This is a genomic window from Klebsiella sp. RC2 (assembly GCF_014192815.1).
In the GTDB taxonomy this organism is placed as follows: domain Bacteria; phylum Pseudomonadota; class Gammaproteobacteria; order Enterobacterales; family Enterobacteriaceae; genus Klebsiella; species Klebsiella variicola.
The window spans coordinates 14,638-30,284 of the sequence record NZ_JACHYL010000002.1 but is presented as its reverse complement, the minus strand read 5'-3'; the positions used below and the strand labels follow the sequence as shown (position 1 = coordinate 30,284).

19 protein-coding genes are annotated in these 15,647 nt (G+C 60.1%); 6 read left to right on the top strand and 13 right to left on the bottom strand.

Annotation, left to right across the window (positions count from 1 at the left end; all coding sequences use genetic code 11):
• Positions 1–205 precede the first annotated feature (205 nt).
• Both FHW76_RS05040 and FHW76_RS05035 read left to right on the top strand, forming a co-directional pair.
• Positions 206–1,627, top strand: coding sequence for a glutamine synthetase family protein (locus tag FHW76_RS05040; RefSeq protein ID WP_008805927.1), 1,422 nt, complete (start codon positions 206–208; stop codon positions 1,625–1,627).
• A gap of 353 nt (positions 1,628–1,980) precedes the next feature.
• Complete coding sequence (locus tag FHW76_RS05035; protein WP_008805929.1) at positions 1,981–3,372, top strand: APC family permease; 1,392 nt, start codon at positions 1,981–1,983, stop codon at positions 3,370–3,372.
• Between the two features lie 119 nt (positions 3,373–3,491).
• Here FHW76_RS05035 and FHW76_RS05030 read toward each other — a convergent pair whose 3' ends face one another.
• The gene (locus FHW76_RS05030; protein WP_002898600.1) at positions 3,492–3,614 is read right to left on the bottom strand and encodes a small membrane protein; all 123 of its coding nucleotides are present in this window, start codon (positions 3,612–3,614) and stop codon (positions 3,492–3,494) included.
• Positions 3,615–3,870: 256 nt separating this feature from the next.
• Between FHW76_RS05030 and FHW76_RS05025 the strand changes: the two genes are divergently transcribed.
• Positions 3,871–4,092 (top strand): hypothetical protein, encoded by a 222-nt coding sequence (locus tag FHW76_RS05025; protein ID WP_008805930.1) that lies wholly within the window; start codon positions 3,871–3,873, stop codon positions 4,090–4,092.
• Between the two features lie 20 nt (positions 4,093–4,112).
• Here the strand turns inward: FHW76_RS05025 and FHW76_RS05020 are convergent, their stop codons facing one another.
• Entirely contained in the window at positions 4,113–4,901 is a 789-nt protein-coding gene (locus FHW76_RS05020; RefSeq protein WP_008805931.1) for an SDR family oxidoreductase, read from the bottom strand.
• Positions 4,902–5,016: 115 nt separating this feature from the next.
• Entirely contained in the window at positions 5,017–5,466 is a 450-nt protein-coding gene (locus FHW76_RS05015) for a helix-turn-helix domain-containing protein (RefSeq protein WP_012542276.1), read from the bottom strand.
• Positions 5,467–5,618: 152 nt separating this feature from the next.
• Here FHW76_RS05015 and agp point away from each other — a divergent pair, with 152 nt between their 5' ends.
• Positions 5,619–6,866 (top strand): bifunctional glucose-1-phosphatase/inositol phosphatase, encoded by a 1,248-nt coding sequence (gene agp / locus FHW76_RS05010; protein WP_183476334.1) that lies wholly within the window; start codon positions 5,619–5,621, stop codon positions 6,864–6,866.
• A gap of 67 nt (positions 6,867–6,933) precedes the next feature.
• Here the strand turns inward: agp and FHW76_RS05005 are convergent, their stop codons facing one another.
• The 3 genes from FHW76_RS05005 to FHW76_RS04995 form a co-directional block, all read right to left on the bottom strand.
• A complete protein-coding gene (locus tag FHW76_RS05005) occupies positions 6,934–7,161 on the bottom strand; it encodes a YccJ family protein (protein ID WP_008805934.1) in 228 nt (75 codons plus the stop codon).
• A gap of 20 nt (positions 7,162–7,181) precedes the next feature.
• Positions 7,182–7,778, bottom strand: coding sequence for an NAD(P)H:quinone oxidoreductase (gene wrbA / locus FHW76_RS05000; protein ID WP_008805935.1), 597 nt, complete (start codon positions 7,776–7,778; stop codon positions 7,182–7,184).
• 217 nt (positions 7,779–7,995) lie between these two features.
• Positions 7,996–8,097, bottom strand: a complete 102-nt coding sequence (locus FHW76_RS04995; protein ID WP_224224868.1) for a hypothetical protein — start codon at positions 8,095–8,097, stop codon at positions 7,996–7,998.
• Between the two features lie 117 nt (positions 8,098–8,214).
• On the opposite strand from FHW76_RS04995, the gene FHW76_RS04990 reads away from it, so the two are divergent.
• Entirely contained in the window at positions 8,215–8,388 is a 174-nt protein-coding gene (locus FHW76_RS04990; protein ID WP_002898708.1) for a general stress protein, read from the top strand.
• A gap of 162 nt (positions 8,389–8,550) precedes the next feature.
• Positions 8,551–9,489 (top strand): DMT family transporter, encoded by a 939-nt coding sequence (locus tag FHW76_RS04985; protein WP_008805936.1) that lies wholly within the window; start codon positions 8,551–8,553, stop codon positions 9,487–9,489.
• A 685-nt stretch (positions 9,490–10,174) separates the two neighbouring features.
• Here the strand turns inward: FHW76_RS04985 and rutG are convergent.
• From rutG to rutA, 7 genes are read right to left on the bottom strand one after another with little or no spacing between them, the layout of a single operon-like run.
• On the bottom strand, positions 10,175–11,497 hold the full coding sequence (gene rutG, locus FHW76_RS04980) for a pyrimidine utilization transport protein G (RefSeq protein WP_008805937.1): 1,323 nt from the start codon (positions 11,495–11,497) through the stop codon (positions 10,175–10,177).
• Positions 11,498–11,518: 21 nt separating this feature from the next.
• A complete protein-coding gene (rutF, locus tag FHW76_RS04975) occupies positions 11,519–12,013 on the bottom strand; it encodes an NADH-dependent FMN reductase RutF (protein WP_012968592.1) in 495 nt (164 codons plus the stop codon).
• 10 nt (positions 12,014–12,023) lie between these two features.
• Positions 12,024–12,614 (bottom strand): malonic semialdehyde reductase, encoded by a 591-nt coding sequence (locus FHW76_RS04970; RefSeq protein ID WP_012542269.1) that lies wholly within the window; start codon positions 12,612–12,614, stop codon positions 12,024–12,026.
• Positions 12,611–13,414 (bottom strand): pyrimidine utilization protein D, encoded by an 804-nt coding sequence (gene rutD / locus FHW76_RS04965; protein ID WP_032729923.1) that lies wholly within the window; start codon positions 13,412–13,414, stop codon positions 12,611–12,613. Before rutD ends, FHW76_RS04970 begins: the two co-directional genes overlap by 4 nt.
• Positions 13,411–13,803, bottom strand: coding sequence for a pyrimidine utilization protein C (rutC, locus tag FHW76_RS04960; RefSeq protein WP_012542267.1), 393 nt, complete (start codon positions 13,801–13,803; stop codon positions 13,411–13,413). The genes rutD and rutC overlap by 4 nt, the downstream gene beginning before the upstream one ends.
• Positions 13,796–14,506: a pyrimidine utilization protein B gene (gene rutB, locus FHW76_RS04955; protein ID WP_183476331.1), complete on the bottom strand. Its 711-nt coding sequence runs from the start codon at positions 14,504–14,506 to the stop codon at positions 13,796–13,798. Before rutB ends, rutC begins: the two co-directional genes overlap by 8 nt.
• Positions 14,506–15,597 (bottom strand): pyrimidine utilization protein A, encoded by a 1,092-nt coding sequence (gene rutA, locus FHW76_RS04950; protein WP_183476328.1) that lies wholly within the window; start codon positions 15,595–15,597, stop codon positions 14,506–14,508. Before rutA ends, rutB begins: the two co-directional genes overlap by 1 nt.
• Between the last annotated feature and the right edge of the window lie 50 nt (positions 15,598–15,647).

The following is a 15,647-nucleotide window of genomic DNA, read 5'->3' as shown; positions in this document are numbered from 1 at the left end:
TCACAAAGTGGACTAAATTATGACCGCCATAGCGGGTTTAACGGCCATATCGTTCAATATTTTCTCAATCTAGCAGTGGAAATAGCCCTTTGCAAACTTAATTTAACATTTGACAAACAATTTATTTGCATACAAAGTCGATGGGGTGGACATTATATTTAACGGTCTGAGCACAGGACCGAAACCCAACCAATGGCGGTGAATCATGGAAACCAATATCGTAGAAGTTGAGAACTTTGTTCAGCAGACGGAAGAGAGACGGGTCAGCGCGTTCGCGAAAGAAGTGAAGCGCTACCTCGAAACCTACCCCGATACCCAGTATGTCGATGTCCTCCTTACCGACCTGAACGGCTGCTTCCGCGGCAAGCGCATTCCGGTTGCTGGCCTGAGCAAACTGGAGAAAGGCTGTTATTTCCCGGCCTCGGTGTTTGCAATGGATATTCTTGGCAATGTGGTGGAAGAGGCCGGCCTGGGTCAGGATATGGGCGAACCGGATCGCAGCTGCATTCCGGTACCCGGCACCTTAACGCCTTCGGCGGCTGACCCACAATCGATAGCCCAGGTACAGCTGACCATGGTTGATGAAGATGGCGCTCCCTTTGACGTTGAGCCGCGGAACGTACTCAACCGCCTCTGGCAGCAGTTGCGCCAGCGCGGGCTGTTCCCCGTGGTAGCGGTAGAGCTGGAGTTCTATTTACTGGACCGCAAACGCGACGCCGAAGGCTACCTCCAGCCGCCGTGCGCGCCGGGCACCGACGATCGCAACACCCAAAGCCAGGTCTACTCCGTCGATAACCTGAACCACTTTGCCGACGTGCTTTATGACATCGACGAGCTGGCCAAACTGCAGCTGATCCCCGCCGACGGCGCGGTGGCGGAAGCCTCGCCGGGCCAGTTTGAAATCAACCTTCACCATACCGATAACGTGCTGGATGCCTGCGATGATGCGCTGGCGTTAAAACGTCTCGTGCGTTTAATGGCGGAGAAGCATAAGATGCACGCCACTTTTATGGCGAAGCCTTATGAAGAGCATGCGGGCAGCGGGATGCACATCCACATCAGCATGCTGAACAATAAAGGGGAAAACGTGCTGGTGGACGGCGACGGGGAAGACTCTGTGCTGCTCAAACGCGCGCTGGCCGGGATGATCGATCTGATGCCGGCCTCGATGGCGCTGCTGGCGCCGAACGTGAACTCGTATCGCCGCTTCCAGCCGGGGATGTACGTCCCGACGCAGGCTTCGTGGGGGCATAACAACCGCACCGTGGCCTTGCGTATTCCGTGCGGCGAGCGGCAGAACCACCGCGTGGAGTATCGCGTGGCGGGGGCAGACGCCAACCCGTATCTGGTGATGGCGGCGATTTTCGCCGGCATTCTGCACGGGCTGGATAACCCCCAGCTGCCTTTGCAGGAAGAGGTGGAAGGTAACGGCCTGGAACAAGAGGGCCTGCCGTTCCCGATCCGTCAGAGCGATGCGCTGTGGGAGTTTATGCAGAACGATCATCTGCGCGAGCGCCTCGGTGAGCGTTTCTGCCACGTTTTCCATGCCTGTAAGCATGATGAATTACTGCAGTTTGAGCGTCTTATCACAGAAACCGAAATTGAGTGGATGTTGAAAAACGCCTGATGGTCGCCCCGCGAGGGGCCCATGAGTTTGGTAATCAGTAGCATCATACGGCCTGAGCGGAGCCTGGTCGTCCTTTTTGCTGGGAGCCCAGCCATTTCCCGGATGTCGCGTTAAGGAGCGCAGGCGGCAACGGGGCTTCAGTTAACGACACAGTGTGTGACGAGGAAATGAGATGATGCAGATGTTCAAATATCCGCAGGGAGAGGGAGGCCGCTCAGGCCGCATGGAATGCCAGCCAGCTACCGCTCACCGGTCCGTCTTACCCTTTTATCTATGCCTTACCCCTTTGCTAAGCAGGTTTGTCACGCGGACGTTGGGCCCGCAAACTGTTAACAGCAAGGGGGGAATGGGCGATGGCTATTAATCTTCCTGCGCATAACGCCGCTCAGGCGGGCAGACCACGCCTGCGTAAATCCCTCAAACTCTGGCAAGTGGTGATGATGGGGCTGGCCTATCTGACGCCGATGACGGTGTTTGATACCTTCGGCATCGTCTCCGGCATCAGCAATGGCCACGTACCGGCGTCTTATCTGTTGGCGCTGGCCGGGGTGCTGTTCACCGCCATCAGCTACGGCAAACTGGTGCGTCAGTTCCCGGAAGCCGGTTCCGCCTATACCTACGCGCAAAAATCCATCAGTCCGCACGTCGGTTTTATGGTCGGCTGGTCGTCGCTGCTCGATTATCTGTTTCTGCCGATGATCAACGTCCTGCTGGCGAAGATCTATCTCTCGGCGCTGTTCCCGGAGGTGCCGCCATGGGTGTGGGTGGTCACCTTTGTCGCCATTCTGACCGCCGCGAACCTGAAAAGCGTTAACCTGGTGGCCAACTTCAACACCCTGTTCGTGCTCGTGCAGATTTCGATCATGGTGGTGTTTGTCATTCTGGTGGTGCAGGGGCTGCACAAAGGCGAGGGGGTGGGGACCGTCTGGTCGCTGCAGCCGTTTATCAGCCAGAATGCGCATCTGATCCCGATTATTACCGGCGCGACGATTGTCTGCTTCTCGTTTCTCGGCTTCGACGCGGTGACCACGCTGTCGGAAGAGACCCCTGACGCCGCACGGGTGATCCCGAAAGCGATTTTTCTTACTGCGATGTACGGCGGCATTATTTTCATCGTCGCGTCGTTCTTTATGCAGCTGTTCTTCCCGGATATTCATCGCTTTAAAGACCCCGATGCCGCGCTGCCGGAGATTGCGCTGTACGTGGGCGGCAAGCTGTTCCAGTCGATTTTCCTGTGCACCACCTTTGTTAACACCCTGGCATCGGGCCTGGCCTCGCATGCCAGCGTCTCCCGTCTGCTGTACGTGATGGGCCGCGACAACGTCTTCCCGGAGCGCATTTTTGGCTATGTGCATCCGAAATGGCGTACCCCGGCGCTGAACGTGATTATGGTGGGCATCGTTGCGTTGTCGGCGCTGTTCTTCGACCTGGTGACCGCCACGGCGTTGATCAACTTCGGCGCGCTGGTGGCGTTCACTTTCGTAAATCTGTCGGTGTTCAACCACTTCTGGCGGCGCAAGGGGTATAACAAAACCTGGAAGGATCGGCTGCACTATCTGCTGTTGCCGATGGTCGGCGCGTTGACGGTGGGCGTGCTGTGGATCAACCTCGAGGCCACCTCGCTAACGCTTGGTCTGGTGTGGGCGGCGCTTGGCCTGCTGTACCTGGCTTACCTGACCCGACGCTTCCGTAAACCGCCGCCGCAGTTCGATGCCACCAAAGCGGAGCAGGCCTGGGAGTCATAAACGTTTGATACTGCGCTTGAGCGAAGGCAGGCCCACAGGCCTGCCTTCGTTTTTGGTTCGGTAAGGGACAGTACAGGACGGTAAAGAAATCAGCAGAAAACGGCGGGGAACGGAAGGTATTATTTCTTCTTTTTATGGACAGGTAACTGACTGGCGCGCCGCTCTTTGAGGTACGACACCAGGCTGTAGATGGCGACGCCCAGCAGCGCCACCGCGACGATAAAGAGAATAAGACCCGACATAGACCAACCTAATATTCTGTTTAGAAAGGGAAAAAGATACAGGGCTCTGTTTGAAGATAACATCGGGATATGTCTGAAAGATGACGCCTCATCGCGAGAATATCCGGCGGCGGGGTTGTGATAAAATATTTCCCGCAGGAATGTGACCGCCCGGGTTTCACCTGAAAGGATGTAACACTCCGTTAAGTGATTTTACAGAAGTGCGGCGTACAGCGGGTTACGCTGACCGCGAATAAGAACGATCTGAGAGTCAGTCATGTATAAGAAATCCCTCAGCCTGCTGGGCGTGGTGCTGGCGCTGTCTGCCTTTGCCAGCCAGGCTGAAAGTGAACGTCAGGCGAGCCGCGAGCAGATCGTGGAGCAGGTCCTCAAGCCGTGTGAAGGCAAAAAAGCGGGCGATAAGGTGGTGATCACCGATCGCCGCGGCGGCGAGCACGAGGCCATTTGTACCCTGACGGCGGTTCCGCTACCGGAGTAATGTCCGCCGCAAGGTGCCGCTTAGCGATACCGCGGCGCAGGCTGTCCGGTTCGTGCGCTGGTAAACAGCGCCAGTCTGGACTGCTCAAAAGCCTCCCACAGTCCCAGGTCATGAACCGGTGGTAAGGTGACCTGTTCCCCCATCTCCAGCCCCCTGAGAGCGGCGTCCACCAGATCCTCTGTGGTCATCACCGTGCCGGTGGGCAGGGCGTTCAACGCCACGCCGGAGGTCGGCCAGAGATCGGTGGCGGTCGCCGCCGGCAATACCGCCTGAATACGCACGCCGCTGTCGGCAAACTCATCCTGCAGACCGCGGGTGAAGCTCAACACCCAGGCTTTACTGGCGCTGTAGACCGCGCTACCTGGCAGCGTATGTAGCGCGAGGATGGAGGCAATATTAATGAGCGTTCCCCGGCGTCGTGGGATGAAAGCGGCCAGCGCGGCATAGCTCAGGCGCAGCAGCGCCGTGGTATTGAGCGTATGAATCGCCTGGTGCTCCCGCGGCGTACTGGCGAGAAAACCCGCCATTTTCGCGGTGCCGGCGTTGTTAATGAACAGGTCGATGGCGGGATCCTGCTGCAGACGCTGCTCTACGGCGGCAATCCCGTGCTCTTCGCTAAGATCGGCTTTGAGGATGCTGGCCTGGATGGCGTAGCGCGCCTGCAGCTGGTCGGCGAGCGCCAGCAGCCGGTCTTCACGACGGGCGGCGAGGATCAGGTTGTAGCCGCGGGCGGCGAGTCGTTCGGCATAGATCGCGCCGATACCTGAGGACGCGCCAGTGATAAAAGCAGTGTGCGATGGTTGGGTCATGAGAATTGCCTCGTAAAAGGTTGCATTATTAAACCAAATTCAGCATGAGATATTAGGTTTAATAATGCAACCATTTTGTCCGGACTTTTTCATTTTTGCCTGCCGCGGGCAGCGTTTAGTCGTTCAGCGGAATAGCGATGGTGATGTCTGCCGGGGCCAGCTCACGGCCATCCGCCGCCTGCAGGACCAGCTTACGCAGGGGCTGGCGCTGCTGACGGTCAATGAGCCGGGTCGCCGGTTCGTCGGGCTCGAACAGATAGTCGTCTGCCCACTGGGAGAGGGCGACCAGCACCGTCTGCAGGGCACGGCCCTTGTCGGTCAGGACATACTCCTGCCAGGCGCTGCCATCGGAGGCCGGCTGCAGGCGCAGGATGCCTTCATCCACCAGCATTTTCAGCCGCCCGGCGAGCATGTTTTTGGCAATACCGAGGTTTTTCTGGAATTCGCTAAACCGGCGCACCCCGCGTAGAGCATCGCGGACGATCAGCAGCGACCACCAGTCGCCGATAACATCGAGGGAGCGGGCGATAGGGCAACAGCTGTTTTCCAGACGGGTACGTTTCACGAAAGCCTCCAGGTTAATTGTTTCATTATAAAACTCTTTGCCCGGCAGGGGAAATTTTCGGCTACGGTCTAAGTTTGCGAGCGATTACCAGGAAAAATGTCATAAATCCGTCACAATTAACGCGATGATAATAAACGACTAAGGATGAAGGGATGAAAAAACGTCTACTTGCCGCCGCCGTTGCCGGCGCGGTGATGTTATCCGCTGGCGCTCAGGCGCAGGACTCGGCCGCCCCGGAGGGGTATCAGCTGCAGCAGGTGCTGATCATGAGCCGTCACAACCTGCGTGCGCCGCTGGCCAATAACGGCAGCGTGCTCGAGCAGTCCACCGCCAAGGCCTGGCCGCAGTGGGATGTGCCGGGCGGCCAGCTGACCACCAAAGGCGGCGTGCTGGAGGTGTATATGGGCCACTATATGCGCGAATGGCTGGCGCAGCAGAAGCTGGTGACCGGCGGTGAGTGCCCGCCGGAAAACGCGGTTTACGCCTATGCCAACAGCCTGCAGCGCACCGTCGCCACCGCGCAGTTCTTTATCACCGGCGCGTTCCCGGGCTGCGGTATCACGGTGCACCATCAGCCGCAGATGGGCACCATGGACCCGACCTTCAACCCGGTTATTACCGACGACTCCCCCGCGTTTCGCGAGAAAGCGCTGCAGGCGATGGAAAAAGAGCGTCAGGGGATGCAACTGACCGAGAGCTATAAGCTGCTGGAGACGATGATCGATTACCGCAACTCGCCCTCCTGCAAAGAGAAGCAGGTCTGCTCGCTGAGCGAGGGTAAAGATACCTTTAGCGCCGGTTATCAACAGGAGCCGGGGGTTTCCGGTCCGCTGAAGGTGGGCAACTCGCTGGTGGACGCCTTCACCCTGCAATATTATGAAGGTTTCCCGAAAGACCAGGTGGCGTGGGGGGAAATCACCAGCGATAAGCAATGGCAGGTGCTGTCGAAGCTGAAGAACGGCTACCAGGATAGTCTGTTTACCTCGGTAGCGGTGGCACAAAACGTCGCCAAACCGTTGGTTAAATATATCGATAACGCGCTGGTGGGCGAGGAGGCCAACAAGGCGAAAGTCACGCTGCTGGTGGGGCACGACTCGAACATCGCCTCGCTGCTGACGGCCCTGGACTTTAAGCCTTATCAACTACCTGGCCAGTACGAGCGCACGCCCATTGGCGGCAAACTGCTGTTTCAGCGCTGGCATGACAGCGCCGGTAATCGCTATCTGATGAAGATTGAGTATGTCTATCAAAGTACTGAACAGCTGCGTAACGCCGACGCGTTAACCCTGCAGGCCCCGCCGCAGCGGGTCACCCTGGCGCTTAACGGCTGCCCGGTTGACGATCAGGGATTCTGTCCGCTGGAGACCTTTAAAAAGGTGATCAACGAGGCGGCGAAATAATGTAAAAAACCCGGAGCAATCCGGGTTTTTTAGCAGGTTAGGGCGAGACCTGGCGGAAATAAACGTCCTAGACGTTTTTACGCTCAATCGTCTGTTCACCCCAGAACAGCGCATCTTTATCGGTTTTGGCAAAGGCCAGCGCCAGCACTTCGTCGCTGCCTTCCTCCCAGATTTGCTCCGCCAGTTTTTCATCGTAGTGGGCGACTTCGAAAATCGCCTCGGCGATCTCCGGCGAGGTGTTACGTAAACTTGCCCATTCGCCGACGCGATGTGCTTTTGCTTCTTGAGTTGGCATGTTACTCCTCCTGCAGAAGATTAGCCGTGGACTTTAACGGCCAGTTTGGCGACATGTTCGCCCTGATAGCGGGCGATGGCTAACTCTTCCTCGCTCGGCTGACGCGAGCCGTCTCCGCCGGCGATGGTGGTCGCGCCATAAGGGGTACCGCCGCGGACCTGGGAAATATCAAACAGCTCCTGGGCGCCGTAGCCGATCGGGACGATGATCATGCCGTGGTGGGCCAGCGTCGTCCAGGTCGAGGTAATGGTTTGTTCCTGTCCGCCGCCGGTGCCGGTTGAGCTGAATACGCTGGCGATCTTGCCGTACAGGGCGCCGGACGCCCACAGACCGCCGGTTTGATCGAGGAAGGTGCGCATCTGACCGGACATGTTGCCGAAACGAGTTGGGGTACCAAAGATGATGGCGTCATACTCTGCCAGTTCCTGCGGCGTGGCGACGGGCGCGTTTTGCGTTTTCCCGCCTGCTTTGGCAAATGCTTCAGCCTGCATGGTTTCCGGCACGCGCTTCACAACCACCTCAACGCCATCCACCCGGTTTGCCCCATCGGCGACGGCGTGAGCCATGGTTTCAATGTGTCCATACATGGAATAATAAAGCACCAGAATTTTAGCCATTTCCATCACTCCTCGGTTGCGTTATAAGCCAGCCAAATGGCTGGTTACCTTTAAAGATAAAGCCTCCGCCGGAGAGTGCAAATCCAACGGGCATTTATTTGATTTATAACAAAATGACAAAGCGTTATTTACTTTTCCTTGCACCGCGCGGCCTGAAAGGGAGAGAAGGAGGAAGCGTTGCGCCTGCCATTTTGGCTGGTGTGGCAAGGGTGTAGCATCAGGATACATTTTTGCCGACTATTTTTTCTCCGCCAGCAGAGCAGGTTAGAACCCGTACGCGCCGCGAGGGGGCTTTTTTCGCCCGGGTTTGTTTCTGGATATTTCATTTGCCGCCGTCAGCGGCAGTCATTCACTAACCTTATAGATACGCGGTAAGACAGCGGCGTCGCCGCTCCCGCGTAATGCACTATGATGTCTAACCTAATGGAGGTCAGTAATGGCAAACCATCGTGGCGGTTCTGGCAACTTTGCTGAAGACCGTGAAAGAGCATCAGAAGCAGGACGTAAAGGTGGCCAGCATAGCGGGGGGAATTTTAAAAATGATCCTCAGCGCGCCTCAGAGGCTGGCAAAAAAGGGGGTAAAAACAGTCATGGTAGTCGTGAAAGTTAACGCGCGACTCGCACTGTTCTCTTTGATGCGGTGTTAATCTCCCCGACCCAACCGCATCGCCCTCGCCGCCGGCATCTGCCGGCGGTTTTTTTATCTGTCGGTGGTTGCGCTCCCGCCGGGCGGATTGCACACTGGTCGCCCGTTAATCGTCATGGCTGCCTTATGTCTTCGTTAAAATTCTCCATTACCCGCCAGGAAGCTCTTCTCATCATGATCACCATGTTCTGGGGAGGGACGTTCCTTGCCGTGCAGTATGCGGTGAGCCTCAGCGGGCCGCTGTTTTTTGTCGGTCTGCGTTTCGCGACCGCCGCGCTGGCGGTGGGCCTGCTCTCGCTGCGCACCCTGCGGGGGCTGACGTGGCTGGAGGTGAAGGCGGGGGTGGCGATTGGCGTGGCGATTGCGCTGGGGTATGGCCTGCAGACCTGGGGACTGCAGTCGATCTCCAGCAGTAAATCTGCCTTTATCACGGCGATGTATGTGCCGCTGGTACCGCTGCTGCAGTGGCTGTGCCTGGGCCGTATGCCGGGGGTGATGTCCTGCGTGGGGATTGTGCTGGCGTTTATCGGTTTGATCCTGCTGGCCGGGCCGGAAAATAATCTGCTGGCGCTTGGCGTGGGGGAGATGATTACTCTGGCGAGCGCGCTGGCGATCGCGGCGGAGATTATCCTTATCAGCGCCTGGGCCGGGAAAGTCGATGTCCGCCGGGTGACGGTCGTGCAGCTGGCGACCGCGTCGCTGGTGGCTTTCGCCGCCATGAAGCCGGCGGGTGAGGCGGTTCCGCCGTTGACGCCGGCCCTGCTCGGCGTCGCGCTGGGGCTGGGGATTTTCAGCGCGATCATTCAGGTGACCATGAACTGGGCGCAGCGCAGCGTCTCGCCGACGCGGGCCACCCTTATCTATACTGGTGAACCGGTATGGGCCGGTATTTTTGGCCGGCTGGCCGGTGAGCGTTTGCCGCTGCTGGCTCTGCTCGGCTGCGTCTTGATCCTCGCAGGGGTGCTGGTGAGCGAGCTGAAGTGGAAGCGCAAGTCGCCGCCGCAGGTTTCCACAAACGACGATGCGCAGCCGCTCACGGACCTGGCCGATCGCCGCGAGCCATAATTTTACGCTTCTGATCCTACAGCGGCGCTTATCCTGGCTGGCCTACTCGTCCGGCTCTGATTGTCTCCAGGCCCGGGCCAGCGCAGCGCCGCCGGGCGATGGCATCAGGCACGGCGTCGCTTTTATGCCGGGTGGCGGCTGCGCCTTACCCGGCCTACAACCCCAACTCACCGCTGGCGTAGGGGCTGCTGAAACTGCCGTTGTTGGCGGCCTCAAAATCGCTGAGACGTTCCCGGAAGGCCGGGGCAGCCCGCATGGATGCGGGCTGAGGGCCGTGTTTTGCAGGGACGCTGCCTCGGCCCGACCCGAAGCCTGCAGGGATAAGTCGAAGGTACCACGCAGTGGCGATGTTGCTGGCCGGAGCCCGGGGGTACAGGGGGCGGCGGCGACTGGCCGCCCCCTGTGCGCTCCCTGCGCCAGGAGAGGCATAACGCAGAAGACCTATCGGGAGCGCCATCTGCCCGGAAATAACACAGAACAACCGTTTTGCCGGGGCGAAACCGTTGCAAACCGATAACCGTATCAAATTATCCAGCCCTGACGGTCAGTCGGCCCGCGTCAGCGCAGCGCCGCCGGTCGGTCAGGCTCCGTACCTGCGGCGGTGCCGGATGGCGGCATAAATGCCTTATCCGACCTACAGGCTCACACCACCCAGGCCCACGTGCCAACACCGCGCTAATGTGGCTTACACCGGCGTTACCCTGGCCTCCTTCGCCTCGCGCGTCCCGCGATGAAGCAGCGCGTGCAGCAGGATCGCCCCGAAGGTGGCCGTACCAATTCCGCCCAGCGTAAAGCCGCCCAGCGACAGCGCGAAATCGCCGGCGCCCAGCACCAGGGTCACCGACACCATGATCAAATTGCTGTTCTGGCTGAGGTCGACGCGGTTTTGTACCCAGATCCGCGCCCCGGCGACCGCGATCAGGCCAAAGACCACGATCGAGGCGCCGCCGATCACCGGCCCGGGAATGGTGTGGATTAATGCGCCAAACTTCGGCGAGAAGCCGAGCAGCATCGCGATCAGCGCCGCGGCGACAAAGACCAGCGTCGAATAGACCTTGGTCACCGCCATGACGCCAATGTTCTCCGCATAGGTCGTGACCCCGCTGCCGCCCACCGAGCCGGAGAGCATGGTCGCCAGCCCGTCGCCGACGAAGGCGCGCCCCATGTACGGGTCCATATTGCGCCCGGTCATCCCGGCGACGGCCTTCAGGTGCCCGAGGTTCTCGGCTACCAGGATCACCGCGACGGGCGCAATCAACATCATCGCCTGACCGTTAAAGGATGGGGTGGTAAAGTGCGGCAGCCCGAACCACGCCGCCTGGGCGAGGGGGGAGAAGTCCAGCGGTTTGCCAAGGCCAAAGCCGTTAGCCAGCAGGGCGTACAGTGCGCAGGCAACGATCAGGCCGACCAGGATCAGCAGACGCTGCAGCATCCCGCGGGTAAATACCGCGACTATGCCGATGCAGAGCACGGTCAACACCGCCATCCAGCTGTCGAAGGCGCTGGCGGACACGCTGCGCACGGCAATCGGCGCCAGGTTCAGGCCGATAGCCATCACCACCGCGCCGGTCACCACCGGCGGCATCAGGCGCTCGATCCAGCGGGTGCCGATCTTCATCACCACCAGACCAATCAGGGTGTAAACCAGCCCGCAGGCGATGATCCCGCCAAGGGCGACGCTCAGATGAGGGTTCAGCCCCTGGCCGTTAAAGCCGGTAATGGCGATCACCACCCCGACAAAAGCGGCGCTGGAGCCGAGATAGCTCGGCACCCGTCCGCCGGTGACGACAAAGAACAGCAGAGTGCCGACGCCCGACATCAGAATCGACAGGTTGGGGTCGAGCCCCATCAACAACGGCATCAGCACCGTCGCACCGAACATCGCAACGGCGTGCTGCACGCCCATCACCAGCGTTTGCCCGGCCGACAAGCGTTCATCGGGGGCGACAACGCCGGACTCAGCGGCGGGGGAGGTCAACTTCCAGCGAGGAAAATCGAAGAGTGCCATGATGATATCCCGGGTTAAAGGTTAACAAGCGGGTCGCATAAGCGTGTGATAACCGCGGTCAAACCACATCAGTCCCCGGGGCTCCGGGTGACGGGTAATGGCCACGACGTGACAAAACAGAATGTCGTGCGTCCCGACGCTGACGCGCTGGTCGATGCGGCAGTCGAAGCTGACCAGCGCCGCCTCCAGCCGCGGACAGCCGGTGGCGCCGGTCTGCCAGTCGGCGGCGGCAAAGCGCTCGTCCATTGCCGTTTTACCGCCAAACAGCGTCGACAGGGCCTCCTGTCCGGCCGCCAGGGTATTGACGCACAGCGTGTGGTGTTCGCTGAACACCGGCCACACCGAGGCCGAGCGGTTCAGGCAGACCAGCAGGGTCGGCGGCGTGTCGGTAACGCTGCAGACCGCGCTGGCGGTGAACCCCGCCCGGCCCGCCGGGCCATCGGTGGTAATAATGTTAACCGCGGCGCCGACGTGGGCCATGGCGTCACGAAAACTCGCTTTGTCCGCTAACTCCATCGCCAACTCCTTATGCCAGCAGGCAGGCTTCATCAAAGGACAGACGCGGCAGGCGACCATACAGCTTGCCGGGGTCGCCATAGCCGATGTTCACCAGCAGGTTGCTTTTCCAGCCGTTGTCGGCAAAAAACGCCGCGTCGACTTTTTCCCGGTCAAAACCGGACATCGGCCCGGTGTCGAGGCCCAGCGCGCGGCAGGCGAAAATCAGGTACGCCGCCTGCAGCGAGCTGTTGCGAAACGCGGTCTCTTCCGCCAGCTGCGGGCTGGAGGTAAACCAGCTGCGGGCGTCACCGTGGGGAAACAGGGTCGGCAGCCGGTCGTAGAAGGCTCTATCCCATGCCACGATGGCGGTCACCGGCGCCTGCATGGTTTTCTGCAGATTGCCGCTGGAGAGCGTTGGGCCGAGCTTCTCTTTGCCTTCCGCGCTGCGGACGAACACGATGCGCGCTGGCGAACAGTTGGCGGAGGTGGGCCCCATTTTCATCAGGTCCCAGATGGCCTGCAGTTGCGCGTCGCTCACCGGTTTATCGAGCCAGCCGTTGTGGGTACGGGCCTGGGTAAACAGCGTCTCGCAGGCCGTGTGGTTTATCGCGTCGTTCATCGGATCTCCCTGGCGACCGGCAGCATAGCGGCCAGCCCGTCGCATAAAATGGTATTAAAGGTATCGGCGTCGGTGACGTTACAGGCATGGCCGCCCCACGGCATCTCCACACGCTGGCTGCCGGGGATCGCCGCCTGCAGCACGCGGGAGCAGGAGGCCGGGACCAGCAGGTCGTCAGCGGCGCTGACAATCAGCGTCGGGCAGGCGATGGCCGCAGCACGGCGTGAAAAATCAGCCTGCTTCAGGGCCTGCAGCCGCTTCAGCAGATTCTCTTTGCCCTGAAAATGGCTGATGGCAAGCGCATCTTCCGCTTCGAGGCGCGGCAGGCGCGCGGCCATCCATTCCGCCGGGTAGAGAAACAGTGGTTGCGCTTCAACCCACGCCTGCGCGCCGCCGGCATGCAGCAGACGCTCGCGCACCAGGAAGCAGCGGCGGGTGTGCGGCGACAGCGTCAGCCAGCCGTTGACCAGCACCAGGGCGCTCACCGCCTCGGGGCGATCGAGCGCCAGCTGCAGGCCAATCAGCGCCCCCAGGGCGTGGCCCACCAGCGCAAAGCGGGTGATCCCCGTCGCCTGCAGGGCGCTGAACAGCTCCTGGGCCATCGTCGCCATGCTGTAGTCGACGGGCAGCGGGCCGGCGTTTTCCCCGGTCCCGTTATGGTCATAACTCACCAGCTGATACTGTGCCTCCAGCGCCGCGCGCTGCGCCAGCCAGTAGCCGCCGCCGCCGCCTAAACCGGCGCTGAGGACCACCACCGGCGCGCCGGGCCATGGGGCTGGAGCAATATTGAGCCTCATCATGTCGGGGCGCCGATATGGGCGACGCTGGCGATTTCCACCAGCGCATCAGGCTTCACCAGTCCGCACTGAATGCAGAAGCGGGCCGGTTTATCGCCGGGGAAGAACTCGGCGTAGACCTCGTTAATCGCGGCGTAATTTGTCCAGTCGGTGATAAAGATGCTGTTGAAAGTCACATCCGCCATACTCCCGCCCGCCGTTTCGATAACGCTCTTGATGGTCTCCAGCACGTGGCGGGTTTGCGCCTTTGGGTCGCCGATGTGCACCACATTGTTTTGCTTATCAAACGGCAGGGTGCCCGAGACGTAGACCACCCCGTCGGCGAGCGTCCCCGGAACAAAGGGGGCAATCGGCGTGGTGGTGCCTGGCGGAATAATCACCTGTTTAGGCATAACGTTTCTCCTTGGCTAAAGACAGCGGGGTGGTGGGGGACAGCGCGTGGCAGAAGCTCTCGACGTCGCTGACCCAGCCGAAAAAGGTTTCAATATTGAACAGCGCCGCCTGCTGGGCGAAGGCCGGGCCGGCCTGATGGGTGGCATCCTCCAGCACGATGCCGAAGTATTCGAGAAAGAAGCCATCGCGCAGCGTCGATTCGACGCAGACGTTGGTGGCGATCCCGGTGAACACCAGGTGGCGTATGCCGCGGCTGCGTAAAATGCTGTCGAGCGGGGTGTTAAAGAAGCCGCTGTAACGCGGTTTCGGCAACACGATATCGCCTTCCTGCGGCGTCAGCTCATCCACCAGCTGATAATCCCAGCCGCCTTTCGCCAGCAGCTTGCCCTGCAGCTCCGGACGCTGACGCATCGTTTTCAGCGCGTTGGACTTGTGATAGTTCGGCGAGCCCGGGCCGCCAGCTTCAATATACTGGTCATCCCAGCCATTCTGGAACCAGATAATCAGCATGCCCGCGGCGCGGGCGGCGGCGACGGCGGTATTAATATTGTCGATAACCGGCCGGGTGGCGGAGACGTCAAAGCCGGCGAGATCCAGATAACCGCCCTGACTGGCGTAGGCATTCTGCATATCGACCACAATCAGCGCGCTCTGCTGCGGCGCGAAGGTCAGGGATTCCGGGCGAGCGGGAAGGGTAATCATCAGGCCACCTCACGGGTAACAGGAGCAATGTGGTCCCGGCAGCGCATCAGCGGCTGAATGCGTTCGCCAAAGGCGTCGATGCCGGCAAGAAAATCATCAAAGGTCAGCAGCACGCCGTCGGTGCCGGGCACGCTCGCCACTTCATCGAGCATCCGCGCGACGCTGGCATACGATCCGACAAGGGTGCCCATGTTAATGTTGACCGCCGAGGTGGGGTCGGCCATCTGGCGCACGTTGGTATCGCTGCCGGAGCGGGTGTCTTTCTGACTCTGCTCGGTGAGCCACGCCAGCGCTTCTTCATCGGCGCCCGCTTTGTAATGTTCCCATTTGGTGCGCGCCGCCTCGTCGGTTTCGTCGGCGATCACCATAAACAGCACATAGGACCCCACGTCGCGGCCGGTTTTTTCCGCCGCCTGCATCATGCGTGCGGCGGTTGGGGCAAAGGCCGTTGGCGTGTTGACTCCTTTGCCAAAGCAGAAGTTGTAGTCCGCGTGCTGGGCGGAGAAGGCCATACCGGCATCGCTCTGCCCGGCGCAGATCACCTTCATCGGCTGCGAAGGGCGCGGGCTGACCCGGCAGTCGTTCATGGTGAAGTAATCACCTTTGAAATCGCTGCGCCCGGTGCCCCACAGGTCACGGAGCACCTGAACGTATTCGGTGAGATAGTCATAGCGGCTGGCGAAATAGTCATCTCCCGGCCACATGCCCATCTGGTCATATTCCGGTTTTTGCCAGCCGGTCACCAGATTGACGCCAAACCGGCCGCCGGAGATGGAGTCGATAGTGGAGGCCATTCGGGCGACAATCGCCGGCGGCAGCGTCAGGGTGGCGGCGGTGGCGTAGATCTGGATCTTCGAGGTCACCGCGGCCAGGCCGGCCATCAGGGTGAAGGACTCCAGGTTGTGATCCCAGAATTCGGTTTTCCCGCCGAAGCCGCGCAGCTTGATCATGGAGAGCGCGAAGTCGAAATGGTAGTGCTCGGCCTTCTGCACGATAGCCTTATTCAGTTCGAAGGTCGGCATATACTGCGGGGCATGGGTGGAGATCAGCCAGCCGTTGTTGCCAATGGGAACGAAAACACCAATTTTCATACCTACCTCTCTGCAGTCATGGAAGATGGGTTGCGGTGGTGCGGCATCCT